This window comes from Pseudomonas sp. KNUC1026, assembly GCF_021650705.1.
GTDB lineage: Bacteria > Pseudomonadota > Gammaproteobacteria > Pseudomonadales > Pseudomonadaceae > Aquipseudomonas.
On record NZ_CP087138.1, the window covers coordinates 3748231 to 3767987 of the forward strand.

The window sequence follows — 19757 nt, forward strand, 5'->3', positions numbered from 1 at the left end:
AAGATAGCCGGACCTTCGACCCTACCCCTCCGGCTTCTCGCCACTATGTCCGAACCGAATCCATGCCTGACCTGCGGCGCCTGCTGCGGGTCTTTTCGTGTGTCCTTCTATCGGGGCGAGTGCGCCTCGGCCGGTGGCCCGGTGCCTGATGAGCTGACCACCCAGATCAGCCCCACGCTGGTGGCCATGTGCGGCACCGACACCAAACCGCCCCGTTGCACAGCGCTGCTGGGCAAGATCGGAGAGCAGGTCAGTTGCGGCATCTACGGCCAGCGCTCGAGCACCTGCCGCGAGTTCGAGGCAGCGTGGTACGAAGGCGTCCCGAACGAGGCCTGCGACCGCGCCCGCTCCATCCATGGCCTGCCGCCACTGTTCCCGGCCGATACGCACCTGGCTGCCAGCGATGGAGCACTTGCAGAGCCCGTATTGCTGGGCACCTTGGCTGACCCTGGCGGGCTGATTGCGCTCGCGGCCGAGGCAGACCCCTTCGAGCCGCCTCAACAGCCGAGTTAAAGCCGTCGCGTCATCCTGCCGTCATGAAAGTGTTGCGAGTTGTGTCAGAGAATGGCTCCTCCATTCTCACCTGGCTCGCACTGCTGCGAGCCCGCCCCCTGCGTTCTAGCCAGGCAGTCAGGCCAGCGGGTGCTTACAGGAGGACTGCCATGCAGGTCACCCCGGTCGACGGCATCAATAATCCCAAGGACAACCCGCTCTGGAACAGCGCCGTGAACAAGGCGGTAGATAAGGACGGGCAGCAACACGACGACAACGCATTCGGCCCCAATCAGAAACGCCCCGAAGGCGACTACCGCAGCGCCCAACAGATCATCGACGATAGCCCGCTGCTGAAAAATCTGGGCAACCAGAGTGGCGTCAAGGACAAGCTCAAGGAGCGCGTCGGCGATTTCGAGAAAGACCCGGATGCCGCCTATCGAGCCACGCAGGTGCTGGAGCACATCGAAAAGCTCGACGAAAACGGCAAGCTGATTACGCGCAAGATCTCCGAGCGCAACGAGGCCGGCAATGGCAAGGTCGACGGTTTCACCAAAAGTGGTGAAGCCCGCCACGGCACCGAGGCCGGGCGCCTGCAGGATTTCGGTAAATATGGCTACGGCTTTCTGAAAGGCGACCTGCCCAGCACCCAGCCCAAGCAAGCACCCAAAGGCGATGCGCCCTCCAACCACTTGCCCCTGCCTGGCGAAGCGCGCCCTGACAACGACAAGCGCTCGGCACAGCAGATCATCGATGCCAACCCGCTGCTCAAGAACCTGGGCAATCAGAGCGGGGTGAAAGACAAGCTCAAGGAACGTGTCGGTGATTTCGAGCACGATGCCGACGCCACCTGGCGCGCGGTCCAGGTGCTCAACTACGTGGAAAACTACAACGAGCAAGGCAAGAAGGTCAGTGGCGGCGACGTAGGCAACGGCCGCATCGACGGCTTCACCAAAAGCGGTGAAGCCCGCCACGGCACCGAAGCCGGCCGCCTGCAGGACTTCGGCAGATATGGCTACGAGTCGCTCAAGGGCCTGGACGGCGGCAGCACCGACGACCAGATCAAGGACCTCAATGCGCGCTCGACCGAGCAGGCGGTCAAGGATGCCGGCGGCGACGCTTCGAAAGTGGGCGAGCAATATTTCAAGGACGGTACCAGCAGCGCGAGCGGCGCCGACAAGGCTGCCGCCATCATCCAGCTGTCCGAGGGCCTGGCCAATTTCAAGGCCGGCCAGGATGCCTTTCACGACACAGGCCCCAACGCGTCCAACACCTGGGAAGGCGAAGGCCCCTCGCCGGGCCAGCAGCGTAAGGACTTCATCGACAACGTGCAGGGCAAGATCGACAAGCTCAGCCAGGACAAGGACGTCCAGGCCTTCCTCAACACCAAGGGCACCGAGGCGCTGCAGAAGCTGGTGAACAAAGACCCGGCCCTGAAAGCCGAGCTTGAGCGCCGCCTCACCGCCAGCTCCAGCACCACCGCCCTGGAGCAGGCCTTCGCCGCCAAAGGCAAGGATGGCAAACCGGTCAGCACCAACGAAGCGCTGAGCAACTTCATCCAGTACCCCGACTTTTATGCCCAGGCCCTTGGCAAACAGCCTGATTACAAGAAGGCCCTCGAGAATGCGCCGCAGAGCATCAAGGACAAGGTAAAGGAAGGCTACGACAACATTACCTCCGGCAAGGAAATCCAGAGCCTGAGCGATGGCGGTACCGATCCCAAGAAGGCAGTGATCCAGTCGGCGGTGAACAAAGCGGTGTACGACGCCGTGGTCGACGACAAGACCAAGCAGGAAGGCACCGAGAAGTTCTTCAACGCCGTGGCCAAGATAGGCCGCGACGACGTGCTGAAAGACAAAAGCATGGATGACCTCTACCGCGGCCTGGGCGTGACCGGCGCGGACGACCCGCGCCTGGCCCAGGTCATCGAAGACAACATCGCCAATCTCGCCGAGCCGGGCAAGGAAGCGCCCAAGACCGCCGATGTGATCAGCGCCATTCGCAATGTCGAGGACGCCATCCGCGGCGGCGCCAAGTACGATGACGCGATCAAGAAGGTCGAGAAAACCTGGGGCGGCAAGCTGCCGTCGGGGGTCAGCGATACCTACAAGGCCGGCGTGATGCACATCGCCTCGGGTGCGCTGCTGGCCGGGGCCATCGGCGTGCGCATGGCCAACGGCCAGGGCGGCAGCACTGCTCAAACCGTCGGCCAGTCGTTCCAGGCGGCGGGCCTGTTCCTGGAAGGCGGGGCCAAGTTCGTGCAGGACCAGTTCGACCGCACGCAGCAGGGTGACTACAAATTCAACGCGCCCAAATACGTGAAGGATGTGGAAAACGTCGGCAAGAGCGTGGGCGGCGTGGCGGGCAACATACTTGGGCTGGTGACCGGCGCCATCTCAGCGAAAGATTCGGCCGCCAAGGGTGACAAGGTCGCGGCAGGTTTCCAGGGCACGTTTGCCGGCCTGAACGGCATCTCTGCAGTCGCGGGCGCTCTTGAAGTCGCCACCTACGTGGTGCCGCGTATCACCACAGTGGCAACCGGTGTCGCCGAAGCGGCAGGGCTGATCGGCGGGGCAGCAGGTGCCGTGGCGGGCGCCGTTGGCGGCATCGCGGCCGTGGGCGGGCTGATCTACGCCATCGTCGCCAGCATCAAGGCCGATGACGCCCGCAACAAGCAGGAACAGAAGTGGTACAGCGGGCTGGCAGACCAGTTCAAAGGCTTCGGCGTCACGCCACCACCGCTCGATGTGATCATCGCGCCGGAAAACGGCTACATAGACGTCGGCAACCCCAACGCCAACTACTGACCTCCCACCGCCAGCGCCCAGCTCAGGCTGGGCCTGGCACATTCCCTCTTCGCCTGCGTGTCGTTACCTTGGCAGATTCGGTCGCCACAGTGCGATTGCCCCGCCACACCCCTGCTAGCCTGACCCTCGCCTGCCATTCCTATAACGAAAACCGAGGGCACCCTATGAAAGCGATGAAACTCACCGCCTGCGCCGCACTGATGCTGGCCAGCAGTGGATTGTGGGCGGCCGAGCCTGCCGAGTGCAGCAACGTGCGCCTGGGCGCAGTGAACTGGACCGACGTGATCGCCACCAGCGCCATGACGCAAGTAGTGCTGCAGAGCCTGGGGTATGAGGTCAAGCAGACGACAGCTTCGCAGCAGATCATTCTGGGCAGCATGGCCGACAACAAGCTCGACACGTTTCTGGGGTACTGGCAGCCGACCATGCAATCGGTCGCCAAGCCTTACCTTGAGAAAAAACAGATCGAGGTCTACAGCCCCGCTGCACTGGGCGATGCGCAGTCCACCTTCGCGGTGCCCCGCTATGCCTACGACGCAGGCCTGAAAACCTTCGACGACATCGCCAGATTCAAGGAAAAGCTCGGCGGCAAACTCTATGTGATCGAGCCAGGCAGCGGCGCCAACCGTATTACAGGGGAGATGATCGCTCAGGACCGTTTTGGCCTCAAAGGCTTCCAGTTGGTGGAGTCCAGTGAGGCGGGCATGCTCACGGCGGTCAAGCGTGCGGTGTCGCGCAAGGAATGGGTGGTGTTCTTTGGCTGGAAGCCGCACCCGATGAACCTGCAGATCGACATGGTTTACCTCACCGGCAGCCAGGACGCCTTCGGCCCTGACGAAGGCGCCGCTACCGTGTCGGTCATGACCGCCGCCGGTTATGACCAGCGCTGCCCGAACGTCGGCAAGCTGTTGCACAACCTGAGCTTCACCTCGGGCCAAGTGAGCGCGGTGATGGCGCCGATCCTGGAGCGCACTGCGCCGGAGCAGGCTGCCAAAACCTGGCTCAAGGCCAATCCATCAGCACTGGAGCCTTGGCTGAAGGGCGTTACAACCCGTGACGGCAAGGATGCTTTGCCTGCGATGCAGGCTGCGCTCAAGTAGATGAAGCTCAGCCCCGGAATGCAGGCGCTGGTGGCCAAAACAATGGCCCACGCCTGCCCCGCCGGCGCCAGCCTTGCAGAGGAGCGCGCGGCCTACTCGCGCATGGCCGCAGCGTTCACGCCTCCTGCCCCAACCGGCCTGGAGGAGCAAGACGTGCTCGCGCCCGGCCACCCGACCTTGCGCTGCTACCGCCCCATTGGCCCTCGGCCGCCGGCAGGTTGGCCCACGTTGCTGTACCTGCACGGGGGGGCTGGATGGTCGGCGACTTGAACTCCCACGATTTCATCTGCCGGCCACTGGCGCTTGAGCTTGACGCTCAGGTGGTCGCAGTGAATTATCGGTTGGCGCCGGAGGCACCTTATCCGGCGGCCCTGGAAGATACCCTGTGGGCGTGGCGCTGGTTGGCACAGGCAGAAGGCATCGACTGCTCGCGGCTGGCAGTGGCCGGCGACAGTGCAGGCGGTAACCTGGCTGCGGCACTTTGCCTGGCTTTACGCGGCCAGGCTGGGCCGCAACCGCGCGCCCAGGCTCTGATCTATCCACTGTTGGGGCCTGGCGGTGAAGGCTCGTGGCAGGCGAAAGCCTATGCGCCCATGCTGAGTGCAGCCGATGTGCAGGCGTGCATGGCGGCTTACCTGCCTGATGAAGCGCAACGAGTTTTACCCTTCGCGCTGCCGTTGCTCGCCCCCGACCTGAGCGGCCTGCCAGCGGCATGGGTAGCGGTCGCGGAACACGACCCTTTGTACGATGACGGAGTGCGCTACGCACAGCGCACGGGCGGCGTGCTGGTCGAGGGGCCCGGCTTGCTGCATGGCGCGCTCAGGGCAACGGACGACCCGTGCGTGAGGGAATGGCGCCAGGCATTGGTGCGGCACGTGCTGACGCACTGGATATAGAACCGCTAGAAACAAAAAGGCCCCGCATTAGCGGGGCCTCTTCGTTATATGGTGGGTCGTGTAGGATTCGAACCTACGACCAATTGGTTAAAAGCCAACTGCTCTACCAACTGAGCTAACGACCCAAAAATGGTCGGGGTGAGGGGATTCGAACTCCTGACATCCTGCTCCCAAAGCAGGCGCGCTACCGGACTGCGCTACACCCCGAATTGGCTCCGCGACCTGGACTCGAACCAGGGACCCAATGATTAACAGTCATTTGCTCTACCGACTGAGCTATCGCGGAACGACTTACTCGGTACTACTTCAAAGCTTGTTGGTACAAAGCGATGAACCCTTCGACTCGTTTACGCTGTTGCGTTCGCATCGTTGAGGCGCGCCATTCTACACCTTCAAACTTCGCTGTCAACACCTCGTTTTCATTTAACTGGCTGTTTTGCCAATTCTTTTCTACGAAGCCCGGAGCTTTTGAAACAGCCCCACTGTGACAGCGGGGCGCATTCTAAAACCGGTTCGCGAAAAATGCAAAACTTTTAGTCAGGGCCTCAGGAAAAAGCCAATTCGTCTCCGGATACGTTAGCCCGCACTGTGTCGCCCGGGTGAAAACTGCCCTGCAGAATCAACTGCGCCAGCGGGTTTTCGATCCAGCGCTGAATGGCCCGCTTCAGCGGCCGTGCGCCGTACACCGGGTCATAGCCCACCGCAATCAGCTTATCCAGAGCCTCGTCCGACAGCTCCAGCGTCAGGTCACGTTCGGCCAGGCGGCTGCGCAGGCGGCCGAGCTGGATTTTCGTGATACCGGCAATCTGCTCGCGGCCGAGCGGGTCAAAGATCACCACCTCGTCGATCCGGTTGATGAACTCGGCGGAAATGCGTGCTCACGGCATCCATTACCGCCGCACGTTGTGCTTCGCGATCCCCTGCCAGCTCCTGAATGCGTGCCGAGCCGAGGTTGGAAGTCATCACCACCACAGCATTGCGGAAATCCACAGTCCGGCCGTGGCTGTCGGTCAGGCGCCCGTCTTCCAGCACTTGCAGAAGGATGTTGAATACATCCGGGTGAGCCTTTTCCACTTCATCGAGCAACACCACCGAGTACGGCTTGCGACGCACGGCTTCGGTGAGGTAACCGCCCTCTTCGTAACCCACATAGCCGGGCGGCGCGCCGATCAGCCGAGCGACGGAGTGCTTCTCCATGAATTCGGACATGTCGATCCGCACCATGGCCTCTTCGGTATCGAACAAAAATTCAGCCAGCGCCTTGCACAGCTCGGTCTTGCCCACGCCGGTAGGGCCGAGGAACATGAACGACCCGCTGGGGCGGTTCGGATCGGAAAGCCCGGCGCGCGAGCGGCGCACCGCGTTGGCCACTGCCACCACGGCTTCGTTCTGGCCGATCACACGCTGGTGCAGCAGGCTTTCCATCTTCAGGAGCTTTTCACGCTCGCCTTCGAGCATCTTGCTCACCGGGATACCGGTCCACTTGGAGACCACCTCGGCGATTTCTTCCTCGGTCACCTTGCTGCGCAGCAACTGGTTTTCACTGTTGCCGTGCTGGTCGACCATCTGCAGGCTGCGCTCAAGGTCCGGGATCACCCCGTATTGCAGCTCGGCCATGCGGCTCAGGTCGCCCTTGCGGCGCGCGGCCTCAAGCTCCTGGCGCGACTGCTCGATCTTCTGCTGGATCTGCGCCGAGCCCTGCACTTCAGCTTTCTCCGATGTCCAGATCTCTTCGAGGTCGGCGTACTCGCGCTCCAACCGTGCGATCTCTTCGGTGAGCTTCTCCAGGCGCTTGAGCGCGGCTTCGTCCTGTTCCTTCTTCAGCGCCTGCGACTCGACCTTCAACTGAATGAGGCGGCGCTCCAGGCGGTCCAGCACTTCGGGCTTGGAGTCGATCTCCATGCGGATGCGGCTGGCGGCCTCGTCGATCAGGTCGATGGCCTTGTCCGGCAGCTGGCGGTCAGTGATGTAGCGGTGGCTGAGCTTGGCAGCAGCGATGATCGCGCCATCGGTGATAGCCACTTTGTGATGCACCTCGTAGCGCTCCTTGAGGCCACGCAGAATCGCGATGGTGTCTTCCTCGCTCGGCTCGTCGACCAGCACTTTCTGAAAGCGCCGTTCCAGCGCTGCGTCTTTCTCGATGTACTGGCGGTACTCGTTGAGCGTGGTAGCCCCGACGCAATGCAGCTCGCCGCGGGCCAGGGCCGGTTTGAGCATGTTGCCGGCGTCCATCGAGCCTTCGCCCTTGCCGGCGCCGACCATGGTGTGCAGCTCATCGATGAACAAAATCACCTGCCCATCCTGCTTGGCCAGGTCATTGAGCACACTCTTGAGGCGCTCCTCGAACTCACCGCGGAACTTGGCGCCGGCGATCAGCGCGCCCATGTCCAGCGACAGCAGCCGCTTGCCACGCAGGCCGTCGGGCACCTCGCCGTTGATGATGCGCTGCGCGAGGCCTTCTGCGATGGCGGTTTTACCGACACCCGGCTCGCCTATCAGCACCGGGTTGTTCTTGGTGCGGCGTTGCAGTACCTGAATGGTGCGGCGAATCTCGTCGTCACGGCCAATCACCGGGTCAAGCTTGCCGTCTTCGGCGCGCTTGGTCAGGTCGACAGTGTACTTTTCCAGAGACTTGCGCGATTCCTCGACGTTGGCGTCGTTGACAGCCTCGCCGCCGCGCAGGTTGTTGATGGCGTTTTCAAGAGCCTTGCGGGTCACGCCCTGGCTGAGCAACAGCTTGCCGGCCTTGGTGTTTTCATCGAGCGCCGCCAGCAGCATCAGCTCGCTGGAGATGAACTGGTCGCCCTTCTGCTGCGCCAGGCGGTCGGCCTGATTGAGCAGGCGCGCCATGTCCTGCGACATGTTCACATCGCCCGTGGGGTTCTGGATCTTTGGCAGGCGGTCGAGCTCTTCGGTGAGCGCCTTGCGCAAGGCGGTTACGTCGAAACCCACCTGCATGAGCAGCGGTTTGATCGAACCGCCCTGCTGGTCGATCAGCGCCTGGATCAGGTGCACCGGCTCAATGGCCGGGTGGTCGTGGCCCACTGCCAACGACTGGGCGTCGGAGAGCGCCATTTGCAACTTGCTGGTCAAACGGTCTATTCGCATGGAGGTACCTTCCTGAAGAAAGGCAGGCCGGAGCGCGAACCCCTGAGAGATGAAGAGACAACCTGCCCGAGATACCCGCTTAGATAGGGCCGATTCCGGGAGATTCAAGCGGGCAGACGTTGACCTGGCGCAGTACTCAGCTTTCGAGCCATACCAGCGATGCAAAGCGGCCGGTGGGATTGGCGCGGCGATAGGAGAAAAAACGCTCGTCTTCGACGGTGCAGAACCCGCCACCATACACTGCGCTCACGCCAGCCGAAGCCAGGCGAATACGCGCCAGTGCATAGATGTCGGCGATGAACTTGCCCGGTGCCTGGCCAGCAACGAACGCTGCAGCAGCTTCTGGATGCGAGCCGACGAACGCTTCACGCACCTCGCCCCCGACCTCGAACTGCCGAGGGCCGATGGCAGGCCCCAACCACACCAGCACCTCGGCCGGCGCCACGGCCAGGCTGGAGACGGTGGCTTCCAGCACGCCCGCAGCCAACCCGCGCCAACCTGCATGAGCGGCAGCCACGCGGGTGCCCGCGCGGTCACAGAACAGAGCCGGGAGGCAGTCGGCAGTCATTACCGTGCAGGCGATGCCGGGCGTGGCCGACCAGCTGGCATCAGCCTCATCGACCTGTGCAGGGTTGGCGTGAGCGACAGCGGTGCCGTGCACCTGCCGGAGCCAGGCCGGCTGGATGTTGAACGGTTGAGCCAAGGCACTGCGGTTGCTGGCGACCGCCTCAGGCGAATCGCCAACATGATCACCCAGGTTCAAGCCTGCGTAGGGGCCGATGCTCGCTCCACCTTCACGGGTGGTAACGCACGCCCGCACGTTGGCCGGCGCCGGCCATTGCGGCAGGATCAACCCAGGCAGGGTATTCAACCGACGAATTCCGCGCGGTCCTGGCGCAGCAACTGGAGCAGCCAGATGATGTCGTCCGGGATGGGAGCTTCCCAGCCCATGCGCTCGCCGGTGTGCGGGTGGTCGAGCTCCAGAAAGCGCGCATGCAGTGCCTGGCGCGGGAAGGTCTTGAGTGCGTCGACCAGCGAAGGGCTCGCGGCCGGGGAATACGGAAGCGGCCGCCGTAAACGGGGTCGCCCACCAGAGGAAGTTCACATGGGCCATGTGCACGCGAATCTGGTGCGTACGGCCGGTTTCCAGCTTCACCCGCACATGGGTGTGCGAGCGGTAGCGTTCCAGCACACGATAGTGGCTGACCGCCGGCTTGCCGTTGTCCATTACGCCCATGCGCTGGCGCTGGGTGCCGTGGCGGCCGATGGGGGCGTTGATCTTGCCACCGGCAGTTACCACGCCTACCACCACGCATTCATAGATGCGGCTCACCGAGCGTGCCTGGAGCTGGGCCACCAGGTTGGTCTGGGCCTGCAGCGTCTTGGCGACCACCATCAGCCCGGTGGTGTCCTTGTCGAGCCGGTGCACGATGCCGGCACGCGGCACATTGATGATGTCGGGCACGTGATGCAGCAATGCATTGAGCAAGGTGCCGTCGGCGTGGCCGGCGGCAGGATGCACCACCAGGCCAGTGGGCTTGTTGATGACCAGGATGTGGTCGTCTTCGTAGACGATGTCGAGCTCGATCTCCTGGGCCACCCACTCGCCCTGGGCTTCCTGCTCGGCCTCGAGCTGCAGCACAGAGCCGCCGTGAACCACGTCGCGAGGCCGCAGCACGGCGCCGTCGACGGTGAGGCGGCCGTCCTTGATCCAGCCGGCGAGGCGCGAGCGGCTGAACTCGGAAAACAGCTGGGCGGCGACCTGGTCGAGGCGCTGGCCACCCAGGTCGGAGGTGACTTCGGCGCGTAACTGGATGGTTTCGGACATGCTTGAGCTACAAGTAAAGAACAAGGCGGGCGGCAAGCCTTTGGATCGGCTGCGCGCTTGTGGTTAAATACGGCGACTTTTGCCCGGGGAGTTCCACGGGGGTGCTCATCATATCAGGACGGTCGCTCTCAAGACAGGGACCGTTGGGGGACGCAAGCCGCTATGCAAGCAAGACACCTGCTGCTGATCGCCATCATCGGCCTGACCGCCGCCTGTTCGTCTAAAAAGGAAGTGGTCGACGAAAACCTGAGCGAAGTGGAACTGTACCAGCAGGCGCAGAAAGACCTCGACCACAGCGATTACAACGCCGCGACTGCCAAGTTGAAGGCGTTGGACTCGCGTTACCCGTTCGGCCGTTTCGCCGACCAGGCTCAGCTCGAGCTGATCTACGCCAACTACAAGAACTCCGAGCCCGAGGCCGCCAAGGCCGCAGCCGAGCGCTTCATCCGCCTGCACCCGCAGCACCCGAACGTCGACTACGCCTATTACCTCAAGGGCCTGACCAGCTTCGACCAGGACCGCGGCATCGTCGCGCGCTTTCTGCCGCTGGACATGACCCGCCGCGACCCGGGCGCCGCTCGCGACTCCTACAACGAGTTCGCCCAGCTCACCAGCCGTTACCCCAACAGCCGCTACGCACCCGATGCCAAGCAGCGCATGGTGTATCTGCGCAACCTGCTGGCGGCGTACGAGATTCACGTGGCCGATTACTACATCACCCGCCAGGCGTGGGTCGCTGCCGCCAACCGCGGCCGCTATGTAGTCGAGAACTACCAGGGTACGCCGTCCGTCGGCGATGGCCTGGCGGTGATGACCGAGTCGTATGAGCACATGCACCTGGACGACCTGGCTGCCACCAGCCTCGAAACCCTCAAGCAGAACTACCCGAACCACCCGAGCCTGAAGAACGGCAAGTTCGTACCGCAACGGTCTGACGACGAGAACCGCAGCTGGCTGTCCAAAGCCACGCTGGGCCTGATCGAAGGCAAGGCGCCCTCGCCTCCCACTTCCACTCGCGCCCAGGAAGACCTGATGCGCAAGTACCAGGAAGACAAGGACGCCATGCCCAAGGAACTGTTCCCCAAATCCCAGGGCGGTACCGCTGAGGACACTGACCAGCCAGTGGACCAGCCCAAGAAGCGCTCCTGGCTCAGCTACATGACTTTCGGCCTGTTCGGCTGATGCAACAAGCCCCGGCCTGCCGGGGCTTTTTCATGCGGGATACCTTTCGAGCATCATGATACGCATCCTCTTCTGGGCCGCCGTGATCTACGTAGCCTTCTGGCTCTGGCGCCGCTACAAGCTGGCAGGCCAGCGCAAGGCACCTGCCGGTAAAAAGGGCCATACCCTGACCATGGTCCGCTGCGCCCACTGCGGCGTGCACCTGCCTGACGACCGCGCCCTCAAGCGCGGCGAGCACTGGTTCTGCAGCCCCGCACACCTGGAGCAAGGGCCCGCTGGCCGTGCTCGGTAACGTCAACGCCAGCCAGGCGCAGCGCATGCTGCGCCTCTACCACGTGTATCGGCTGATCATCGGCCTGTCGCTGGTGCTGCTGATTTCCAGCGAATTCGACAGCCGGCTCATGGAGCTGGCCAACGTTACGCTGTTCCGCGCCGGCAGTTGGGCCTACCTGGGGCTCAACCTGCTAGCGGTGCTGCTGTTGCGCCATGCCCGCCACCCGGTACGCGCCTTCACCCTGGCGGCAGCGGACGTGATCATGCTCGCCGGGCTGTTCTACGCCGGCGGCGGCATCCCCAGCGGCATCGGCAACCTGCTGATCGCCTCGGTGGCCATGGGCAACCTGCTGCTACGTAGCCGTGCCGGCTTGCTGATCGCGGCCATGGCCTCTATCGGCATCATCTACATCACTTTCTACCTCAACTACGCGCGCGGTGTGGCACCGAACGACTATCTGCAAGCCGGCTCGCTGGGCGTCCTGTGCTTTGCTGTGGCGCTGATCGTGCAGGGGCTCACGCGCCTGCTGCGCACCAGTGAGAGCCTTGCCGAGCAGCGCGCCAGCGATGTCACCAGCCTCGAAGCGCTCAATGCCCTGATCCTGCAACGCATGCGCACCGGCATCATCGTGCTCGACGCCGAGAACCGCGTGCAGCTGGCCAACCAGGGCGCGCTGGCGTTGCTCGGCATGCCTAACCTGGCCGGCCAACTGATGGCGGTGCATTCGGCAGAGCTGATCGAGCGGCTGCTGCAGTGGCGCGTGAACCCGGCGCTGCGGGTCAAGAGTTTGCGCCTCAGGGACAGCGGCCCTTCGGTGCAACCCAATTTCGTGGCGCTGCGCCACGGCGAGCGCCAGCAGACGCTGGTGTTCCTGGAAGACCTGTCGCAGGTCGCGCAACAAGCGCAGCAGCTCAAGCTCGCAGCGCTGGGCAGGCTCACCGCCAGCATCGCCCATGAAATCCGCAATCCCCTGGGCGCCATCAGCCATGCCGGGCAACTGTTGCAGGAATCCACCGACCTGGAACAGCCCGATCAACGGCTGGTGCAGATCATTCTGGACCACTCCAAGCGGATGAACCTGCTGATCGAAAACGTGTTGCAGCTGTCTCGGCGGCGCCAGGCAGAGCCTGAGCTGTTGGATCTGCGGGCCTGGCTGGATACCTTCAGCCATGACTTCAACGCGACGGCACGCGAAAGCCAGCAGCTGCACATACGCATAGGCCTGGGCAACATTCGAACGCGCATGGACCCCAACCACCTGACCCAGGTGGTCACCAACCTTGTGGAAAACGGCCTGCGCTACAGCGGCCAACAGCACGCGCTGGCGCAGGTATGGCTGCACCTGTACGTCGAGCCCGCCAGCGGCCTGGCGGTGCTGGATGTGCTGGACGACGGCCCAGGGTTTGCTCCCGACAAGCTGCAACACATCTTCGAACCATTCTTCACCACCGAGACCAAAGGCACGGGCCTTGGCCTGTACATCTCCCGCGAGCTGTGCGAAAGCAACCAGGCCCACCTAGACTACAGGCCACGCGATCAGGGCGGCAGTTGCCTGCGCATTACCTTCGCCCACGCCAACAAACAAGGTTGAGCCATGAGTGCACGGCAAAAAATCCTGATCGTCGACGATGAGCCGGACATCCGCGAATTGCTCGAGATCACCCTCGGCCGCCTCAAGCTCGACACTCGCAGCGCCCGCAACGTCAGGGAAGCCCGCGACTGGCTGAGCCGCGAGGCCTTCGACCTGTGCCTGACCGACATGCGCCTGCCAGACGGCACGGGCCTTGAGCTGGTGCAGCACATCCAGCAGCGCCATGCTCAGTTGCCGGTCGCGATGATCACTGCCTTCGGCAGCATGGACATCGCCATCCAGGCCCTCAAGGCCGGCGCGTTCGACTTTCTGACCAAGCCGGTCGACCTTGCACGCCTGCGCGAGCTGGTGGCCAGTGCGCTGCGTCTGAGCCAGCCACCCGCCGTGGCAGCGGCCAGCGAGGCCGGCAACGGCACCCGCTTGCTCGGCCAATCGGCGCCGATGCAGAGCCTGCGCAAGCAAGTCGACCGGCTGGCGCGCAGCCAGGCGCCGGTTTACATCAGTGGTGAGTCCGGCAGCGGCAAGGAACTGGTCGCGCGGCTGATCCATGAGCAAGGCCCGCGTGCCGACAAAAGCTTCGTGCCGGTCAACTGCGGTGCGATACCCAGCGAACTGATGGAGAGCGAATTTTTCGGCCACAAGAAAGGCAGCTTCAGTGGCGCGGTAGAAGACAAGCCAGGTCTGTTCCAGGCGGCCAATGGCGGCACGCTGTTTCTCGATGAGGTCGCCGACCTGCCCCTGCCGATGCAGGTCAAGCTGCTGCGCGCCATCCAGGAGAAGGCCGTGCGCAGCGTGGGCGGCCAGGCAGAGGTGGTAGTCGATACGCGCATCCTGTGCGCCACGCACAAGGACCTGGCGGAGGAAGTCGCTGCCGGCACCTTCCGCCAGGACCTCTACTACCGCCTGAACGTTATCGAATTGCAGGTGCCACCCCTGCGCGAGCGCCGCGAAGACATCCCGTTGATTACCGCGCGGGTGCTGGAAAAACTCGCAGAAGGCAGCGGCCTGGCGCCGGTGACGTTGTCACCCGCCGCCGCAGAGGCATTGAAGAGCTACCGCTTCCCCGGCAACGTGCGGGAGTTGGAGAACATGCTCGAGCGCGCTTACACGCTCTGCGAAGACGACATCATCGATGTGGGCGACCTGCGCTTCAAGCAGGCCACGCCACAGGCCGCAGGCGGCGAAGGTGAGCCGAACCTCGCTCAGGTCGAGGACCTGGAGGATTACCTTGAGGGCATCGAGCGCAAACTGATCCTCCAGGCGCTGGAGGAAACCCGCTGGAACCGCACTGCAGCGGCTCAGCGGCTGAACATGTCATTCCGCTCGATGCGCTATCGCCTCAAGAAACTTGGGCTGGACTGAGCCGCGTATCTGGCGCGTAGGGCGCCGGGTCAATGATCGGCGCCTTGCCGGCAACCAGATTCGCCAGCAACTGGCACGAAGCCGGGGCCAATACCAGGCCATTGCGAAAGTGCCCGCAGTTCAACCACAGGCCAGGATGGCGGCTTACCGGGCCGATGAACGGAATGCCTTCCGGCGACCCAGGCCGCAGCCCCGCCCAGTGCCCTACCCTTTCAGCCTTTTCCAATCCCGGCAGCAGCGCCACGGCTGAGGCCTCCAGGCTTTCCAGCGCTTCGGCCGTGGGCGTTTTGTCGAACCCTGCGTATTCAAGGGTGCTGCCTACCAGAATATGGCCGTCGCGCCGTGGAATCGCATAGCGCCCCTTGGCCAGCACCATGCGTGGCAGGAAGTCGCTGGCGCATTTGTACAGAATCATCTGCCCTTTCACCGGCTCCACGGGCAACGCCATGCCGAGGGTCGCGAGCAGTTCACCGCTCCAGGCGCCGGCGGTCAGCACCACGCGGTCGGCGCGCAATTCGCCCTCGGCCGTGCGCACGCCCACCACCTGGTCACCTTCGAGCACGAAGCCTTGCGCACAGCAGTGCTCGCGCAATGTGACGTTCGGGCAATGGGCCAAGGCAGCCTTGAGGGATTTTACCAGCCGAGGGTTGCGCACGTTGGCGACGTCAGCCATGTAGATCGCCCGCTCGAAACCTGCCCCCAGGGCTGGCACCTGGCGATAGGTGGCCTCGATGCTCACGGCGCTGAGCGGCCGGCGTTCGCGCCTGGCCCATTCCAGTGCCCGGGCTTCGTCATCGAGGTCGAGCCAGTACAGGCCAGTGACATGCACTTCGGGGTCGACGCCGGTGTCAAGGAACAGGCGGTCGGCCAGTTGCGGGTAGAAATCCTGCGACCAGTGCGCCAGTGCGGTTACCGCCTGGCTGTAGCGCCAGGGGTACAGCGGCGAGACGATGCCGCCGCCAGCCCAGGAGGATTCGAGGCCCGCGCCCTGGCGGTCGATAACGGTGACCTGGCCGTCCAGTTCGGCCAGATTCAGTGCAGTCAGCAGGCCGATGGCACCGGCGCCGACGATGAGTGTTTGCATGGGTCAGCGGCCCCAGCAGGTAGCTACGGAGTCGCTACCGGAAACTGTACGCAAGCCGGTATTGGTCAGGGTGAACGTGCCGCACGTATCGCCCGCCATCAGGGTTCCTGGCCTGGGCGTGGCAGTCAGTGTCCAGGCGCTTGCGGTAGGCGCGGGGAAATTGAAGCTGTAATAGCTGTTATCGGCTACAGGCTGAAAATTCAAGTAGCTGCCGTTATTACGGGTGTAGTAGCGCTCGGCCGCCTGGGCCATTTCACCCATTTGCTCCACCACCGCCGCGCGCTGGGTTCGCTTGACGTATTTGGTGTACGCAGGGTACGCAATCGCCGCAAGGATGCCGATGATGGCGACCACTACCATCATCTCGATCAGGGTAAAGCCGCGCTGCCTGGAATCCATGAACTGCTCCGTCTATTGGATCTGCCGCCACATGATACGCCGGCTGGCGCCGGGCGGGGGCAGTACGTCTCCGCCACAGCCAACGGTGCACTCACCACCTGAATTGTTGAGCTGTCGCGTTACCAGAGCGCCGCTGGAAGTGTTCGCCTGCAACACGTCGGTGCCATTGCTGTCACCGAACAGCACCGCTACACCCCCTGCATAGCCGGAGGCGAGTACCAGCCCGCTGTTGGGCGTGGTGGTACCACTGATCATCGAGTTCACGAACATGCGCCCGCTGAATGCCTGCAATAACACGATCCGGCCAAAGCCTTGGGCTGAACAGGGGTCGGAGGTATCGACGCCCGCAGTGGTGAAGATGATCCGCCCGCGCGAATAGCTCGCCTGGAAGATCACTCGCTCGCCTACCAATGTGTTGTTGTAGCTCAAAGGCATGTACCAGCCTTTCTTGCTGGTGTAGTCGACCGTGTTCTGGCTGGTGGTCATGTAGGTGTCGCCGCCGGAGCTGTAACTGCCGGTGATCGACTGCGCGACAAGATCGGAGACCGTGTAGTTGGCGGTGCTGGAGTCGGTGTCGCGCACGGCGTAGAAGGCCTGCACGGTGCTGCTGGTCTTGTCGGTGGTTTCCATGAACTTGCCGGTGCCGACGAACACGTTGTAACCCCCGGCCGGGTTGGCCACCACCAAAGGCTGTGCAGTGATGGGCTGGTTGGCGCCGCCGCTGGTGGTCAGCAGCGGGTTGCCGGAAAACGCCACACCCCAATTCGCCGAAGAGCTGCTGGTCAGGTCGAACTTCCACAGGCGGCCTTTGAGGTCGCCGGCGTAGGCGTATTGCACGGTGTCCGAGGCATTGACCCGCAACGCCACCGATGACAGGCCATTATCGGTTTCCGACGTATTGATGGTGATCTTGCGGATCAGCGCTCCGGTCGACAGGTTGACCACGTACAACGCCGCATTGCCCGACGTGCTGCCGTAGCCGTTGGCGATAAAGGCCGCCCAGGTACCATCGGCCAGCCGCGCGACCTGCGGCTTGGCATAGGCGTAACCCAGGTCTGTGAAGCCGGTGGTGGTGCTGTTGATTTCCCAGAGGGATGACGGCGCGTTGTTGCCGTTGCTGTACAGCCGGATCGCGTAGTAAGCCTTGCCCCCTGCGCCCGTACCGCCCAGCGCGACGGTATTCCAGGCCCCGCCTATCTGCGCGTCGTAGATGCTGACCTGCCCATCGTTCTGGAACCGGTGCGCGGTGCCATTGGCGTAGCCGGTATCGGCCACGTTGATCAGGCCGTTGAGCGCAGTCGACGGCATGTAGGCGTAGCGGCGCACGCCAGTGGAAGCGGTCAGCACGTTGGTGAAGCCCAGGTTGTCGTTGAACACGACGCTTGGGGTCATGCCGGTAGCCTTGCTGGTGATGAAGGTGGAATAGCTGGTGTCACCGGCGGTGTCGGAGGCGTTGATATCGGTGGGCGAGGCATAGGCGACCGGCGAGTTGATGACGTCGCCGATCAGCACGGTGCGGGTGCGCAGGCTGGATTTGTTGGTGCCTTTGGTCCACTCCACCAGGTCGTTGCCAGTGGTGCCGAGCGGCAGCCCGGTGGTCATGGCCGTTTGCTGGGCGGCGGACAGGTTGGCGAAGTTGAAGGTCACTGCTGCATTGGTGGACGTATTCCACGACTGGTAAAGGCCAGTGGAAGTGCCCACCGCAACCGTGGAATCGGAGTTCCAGGCAGGCGTGCCGCTGTTGAGGCTGCCATCGGTGTTGAAGCTGAACGCCTTGATGGTTCCGCGCCAGTCGAGCGGGTTGTAAGTGGCTTGATAGTAATAGGAGCTGGAGGTGAGCGATGAGCTGTTCGCTGTACCGGTAGCCCCGGAGCCGGACTGCGCGCTGATGGCGTTGAGCGCGGCCGTGAGCGCCGTAGTCAACGAGTTGGCATCGCTGGCCTGGTAGTAAGTGCCGTGGCCATAGCGGGCGGCATCGGAGAGCATCTGGTTGGCCGCCGTGAAGCCCACGGTGTAGGTGAGCATGTTCTGCTGAGTGAAGTCGGTGGCGTCCCAGCTCTTGCCAGCAAGGTCGTTGCCGTTGGTTGCGGTACGCATGTCGATGTCGTAGGCGAATTTGGCCACATCGTCGAGATAGAGCGTGTCACCCTCGTCGTCACCGTTGAGGTTATCGCCATCGTTGTTGACGTTGTCCCAGTTCGGCAGCGTGTTGCTCGAGGTGTACGCAGGGTCCGATGTAGGGAACGTCCGGTCATAGGTCGGCAGGCCATCGGTGATGACCACGCCGAAGTTCTTCTGGCAGCGGTACTGGATGGGGCTGGTGTAGGTAGCGGGCGAGCTGTTGTAGAACGGCGACATGCCGCGCATGTAGCGGGTGATCTCGTAGTAGGTTTCCGCCAGTGGCGTGTTGGCCGAGGCGGTCAGCCCGCCAATCGCCGAGATCAGGTTGTTGTAGTTGGTGTTGGCCTGCGTTTGCGTGGTGGTGCTGGTGGCCTGCAGGTCGGTGATCGACTGCGAGATCTTGCCCCCGGGCCCGGGTTGCCACTCACGGGCGGGTTGAACGTGGCCAGGCCGATGCGCAGCGAGCGGTTGGCCGAGACCAGTTGCGAGGCCACGGTTCGCGCCACGTTGATGCGGTAATCGTTGGGGATCGAGCCGTCGGTGTAATCCTTGGTGGTCGAGTTGCCCATCAGGCCGATCAGGTAAGACAGGTAATTGGACGAATAGCGGGTGCCGCCATTGCCGACCGGGTCGGGCAACTTCAGGCAGTAGCGCGAGTTGCCGCGGTAAAGCCCGGTATAACCGGTCGAGCAGCCGCCACGGTAGAGGTAACCGACCAGGATGTTCTCGCTGGTCATGTCGACGCCGTAGATCGAGTTGCAGTTGTCGTTCGATGCGCAGGCGTAGATGGTCGGGCGCGTGACGGTCTGATCGAAGGCGGTGGAGCGGATGAGGTTGTTCATGCTGCCGGAGTTGTCCACCAGCATCATCAGGTTCGGCGGCACGGCGGCGGCGCTGAGCAGCGGCGATGGCGACGGCGTGAAAGCAGCCCAGGCAGGGGTGCTCAGGTACATGCCCAGCACCAGGCCGTAGAGCCAGGCCATCCAACCGCGCCGCGCTTCAGGGTTTCTTGGCATAAATACTCTCCAGCACCGTGCGCACGGCCGTGTTGTTCGGGTTCATGCCCACCGCCGTGATGCGGTAGAGCATCACTGAGGAGCCTTCGGCCGCATCGAAATTGACCGGCGCGGTGCCGGTGATGCCCAGGTATTGAATCGCGTACAGCCCATCGGCCAGGGTGCCCTTCCACACCACGCTGTTCTGGCCATTGCCGGGTGCGGCGACAGTGGAGGTGTCGATGGGCGGTTTGCAGGCTGCGGTGCTGGCGCACACTGCCTGATTGAAATTGGCCGCCGCCACGGCTTTTTCACCGACGCGCAGCGCCGACTCGGCCAGTTGCAAGGTGGTGTTGCGGGTCGCGACGCTCCCGGCCATCTTCTCCTGCAATGTGGCGTTCTGCATGGAGGAGATGCCGATCAGCGTCAGCAACAGCAGAAATACCAACGCCACGATCAGCACAGCTCCGCGCTGGCCTGCGGCATTGGGTGGGCACTGAATAAAGGGGCGGGCCATG

Annotated in this window: 12 protein-coding genes, 3 tRNA genes and 4 pseudogenes; 9 read left to right on the top strand and 10 right to left on the bottom strand. The window is 63.3% G+C overall.

The genetic code is table 11. The features are described 5' to 3' along the window. Positions 1–45 precede the first annotated feature (45 nt). The 5 genes and pseudogenes from LN139_RS17585 to LN139_RS17605 all read left to right on the top strand — a co-directional run. Positions 46–390: pseudogene (locus LN139_RS17585) on the top strand (YkgJ family cysteine cluster protein); the annotation flags it as partial. 272 nt (positions 391–662) lie between these two features. Further along, positions 663–3299, top strand: a complete 2637-nt coding sequence (locus tag LN139_RS17590) for a hypothetical protein (protein WP_236355397.1) — start codon at positions 663–665, stop codon at positions 3297–3299. Between the two features lie 164 nt (positions 3300–3463). Further along, a complete protein-coding gene (gene choX / locus LN139_RS17595) occupies positions 3464–4399 on the top strand; it encodes a choline ABC transporter substrate-binding protein (RefSeq protein ID WP_236355398.1) in 936 nt (311 codons plus the stop codon). Next, positions 4400–4669 (top strand): hypothetical protein, encoded by a 270-nt coding sequence (locus LN139_RS17600; protein ID WP_236355399.1) that lies wholly within the window; start codon positions 4400–4402, stop codon positions 4667–4669. Next, complete coding sequence (locus tag LN139_RS17605) at positions 4654–5295, top strand: alpha/beta hydrolase (protein ID WP_236355400.1); 642 nt, start codon at positions 4654–4656, stop codon at positions 5293–5295. The genes LN139_RS17600 and LN139_RS17605 overlap by 16 nt, the downstream gene beginning before the upstream one ends. Positions 5296–5344: 49 nt before the next feature. Here LN139_RS17605 and LN139_RS17610 read toward each other — a convergent pair. From LN139_RS17610 to rluD, 6 genes and pseudogenes are all read right to left on the bottom strand, one after another. Continuing rightward, positions 5345–5420: transfer RNA gene (locus LN139_RS17610), tRNA-Lys, on the bottom strand. Between the two features lie 5 nt (positions 5421–5425). After that, positions 5426–5502, bottom strand: a tRNA-Pro gene (locus LN139_RS17615). Positions 5503–5505: 3 nt separating this feature from the next. Further along, positions 5506–5581, bottom strand: a tRNA-Asn gene (locus tag LN139_RS17620). Between the two features lie 259 nt (positions 5582–5840). After that, positions 5841–8403: pseudogene (gene clpB, locus LN139_RS17625) on the bottom strand (ATP-dependent chaperone ClpB). 136 nt (positions 8404–8539) lie between these two features. Beyond that, entirely contained in the window at positions 8540–9265 is a 726-nt protein-coding gene (gene pgeF / locus LN139_RS17630; protein ID WP_236360485.1) for a peptidoglycan editing factor PgeF, read from the bottom strand. Between the two features lie 5 nt (positions 9266–9270). Continuing rightward, a pseudogene (rluD, locus tag LN139_RS17635) lies at positions 9271–10231 on the bottom strand (23S rRNA pseudouridine(1911/1915/1917) synthase RluD). Between the two features lie 162 nt (positions 10232–10393). On the opposite strand from rluD, the gene LN139_RS17640 reads away from it, so the two are divergent. Genes LN139_RS17640 through LN139_RS17655 form a run of 4 tightly spaced genes read left to right on the top strand, consistent with a single transcriptional unit; the run spans position 10394 to position 14640 of the window. Beyond that, positions 10394–11413 carry an outer membrane protein assembly factor BamD gene (locus LN139_RS17640; RefSeq protein ID WP_236355401.1) on the top strand — a complete coding sequence of 340 codons (1020 nt, stop codon included), beginning with the start codon at positions 10394–10396 and terminating at the stop codon, positions 11411–11413. A 55-nt stretch (positions 11414–11468) separates the two neighbouring features. Further along, positions 11469–11705 carry a PP0621 family protein gene (locus tag LN139_RS17645; RefSeq protein ID WP_236355402.1) on the top strand — a complete coding sequence of 79 codons (237 nt, stop codon included), beginning with the start codon at positions 11469–11471 and terminating at the stop codon, positions 11703–11705. A 25-nt stretch (positions 11706–11730) separates the two neighbouring features. After that, positions 11731–13278, top strand: a complete 1548-nt coding sequence (locus LN139_RS17650) for a sensor histidine kinase (protein ID WP_236360487.1) — start codon at positions 11731–11733, stop codon at positions 13276–13278. A 3-nt stretch (positions 13279–13281) separates the two neighbouring features. Then, entirely contained in the window at positions 13282–14640 is a 1359-nt protein-coding gene (locus LN139_RS17655) for a sigma-54-dependent transcriptional regulator (protein WP_236355403.1), read from the top strand. Here the strand turns inward: LN139_RS17655 and thiO are convergent. From thiO to LN139_RS17675, 4 genes and pseudogenes are all read right to left on the bottom strand, one after another. Continuing rightward, entirely contained in the window at positions 14618–15724 is a 1107-nt protein-coding gene (gene thiO / locus LN139_RS17660; protein ID WP_236355404.1) for a glycine oxidase ThiO, read from the bottom strand. The genes LN139_RS17655 and thiO overlap by 23 nt on opposite strands. 3 nt (positions 15725–15727) lie before the next feature. Next, entirely contained in the window at positions 15728–16123 is a 396-nt protein-coding gene (locus LN139_RS17665; RefSeq protein WP_236355405.1) for a type IV pilin protein, read from the bottom strand. Positions 16124–16135: 12 nt separating this feature from the next. Further along, a pseudogene (locus tag LN139_RS17670) lies at positions 16136–19260 on the bottom strand (pilus assembly protein). Continuing rightward, entirely contained in the window at positions 19244–19756 is a 513-nt protein-coding gene (locus tag LN139_RS17675; RefSeq protein WP_236355406.1) for a pilus assembly PilX family protein, read from the bottom strand. The pseudogene LN139_RS17670 and the gene LN139_RS17675 overlap by 17 nt, the downstream one beginning before the upstream one ends. Position 19757: the final 1 nt, after the last annotated feature.

Bases quoted from the DNA above. Each gene is read 5' to 3' on its own strand.
- LN139_RS17665 (WP_236355405.1), bottom strand. From the start codon at position 16,123: ATGGATTCCAGGCAGCGCGGCTTTACCCTGATCGAGATGATGGTAGTG.
- LN139_RS17675 (WP_236355406.1), bottom strand. From the start codon at position 19,756: ATGGCCCGCCCCTTTATTCAGTGCCCACCCAATGCCGCAGGCCAGCGC.
- LN139_RS17650 (WP_236360487.1), top strand. From the start codon at position 11,731: ATGCTGCGCCTCTACCACGTGTATCGGCTGATCATCGGCCTGTCGCTG.
- choX (WP_236355398.1), top strand. From the start codon at position 3,464: ATGAAAGCGATGAAACTCACCGCCTGCGCCGCACTGATGCTGGCCAGC.
- LN139_RS17640 (WP_236355401.1), top strand. From the start codon at position 10,394: ATGCAAGCAAGACACCTGCTGCTGATCGCCATCATCGGCCTGACCGCC.
- LN139_RS17655 (WP_236355403.1), top strand. From the start codon at position 13,282: ATGAGTGCACGGCAAAAAATCCTGATCGTCGACGATGAGCCGGACATC.
- LN139_RS17590 (WP_236355397.1), top strand. From the start codon at position 663: ATGCAGGTCACCCCGGTCGACGGCATCAATAATCCCAAGGACAACCCG.
- LN139_RS17645 (WP_236355402.1), top strand. From the start codon at position 11,469: ATGATACGCATCCTCTTCTGGGCCGCCGTGATCTACGTAGCCTTCTGG.
- LN139_RS17605 (WP_236355400.1), top strand. From the start codon at position 4,654: ATGGTCGGCGACTTGAACTCCCACGATTTCATCTGCCGGCCACTGGCG.
- LN139_RS17600 (WP_236355399.1), top strand. From the start codon at position 4,400: ATGAAGCTCAGCCCCGGAATGCAGGCGCTGGTGGCCAAAACAATGGCC.
- thiO (WP_236355404.1), bottom strand. From the start codon at position 15,724: ATGCAAACACTCATCGTCGGCGCCGGTGCCATCGGCCTGCTGACTGCA.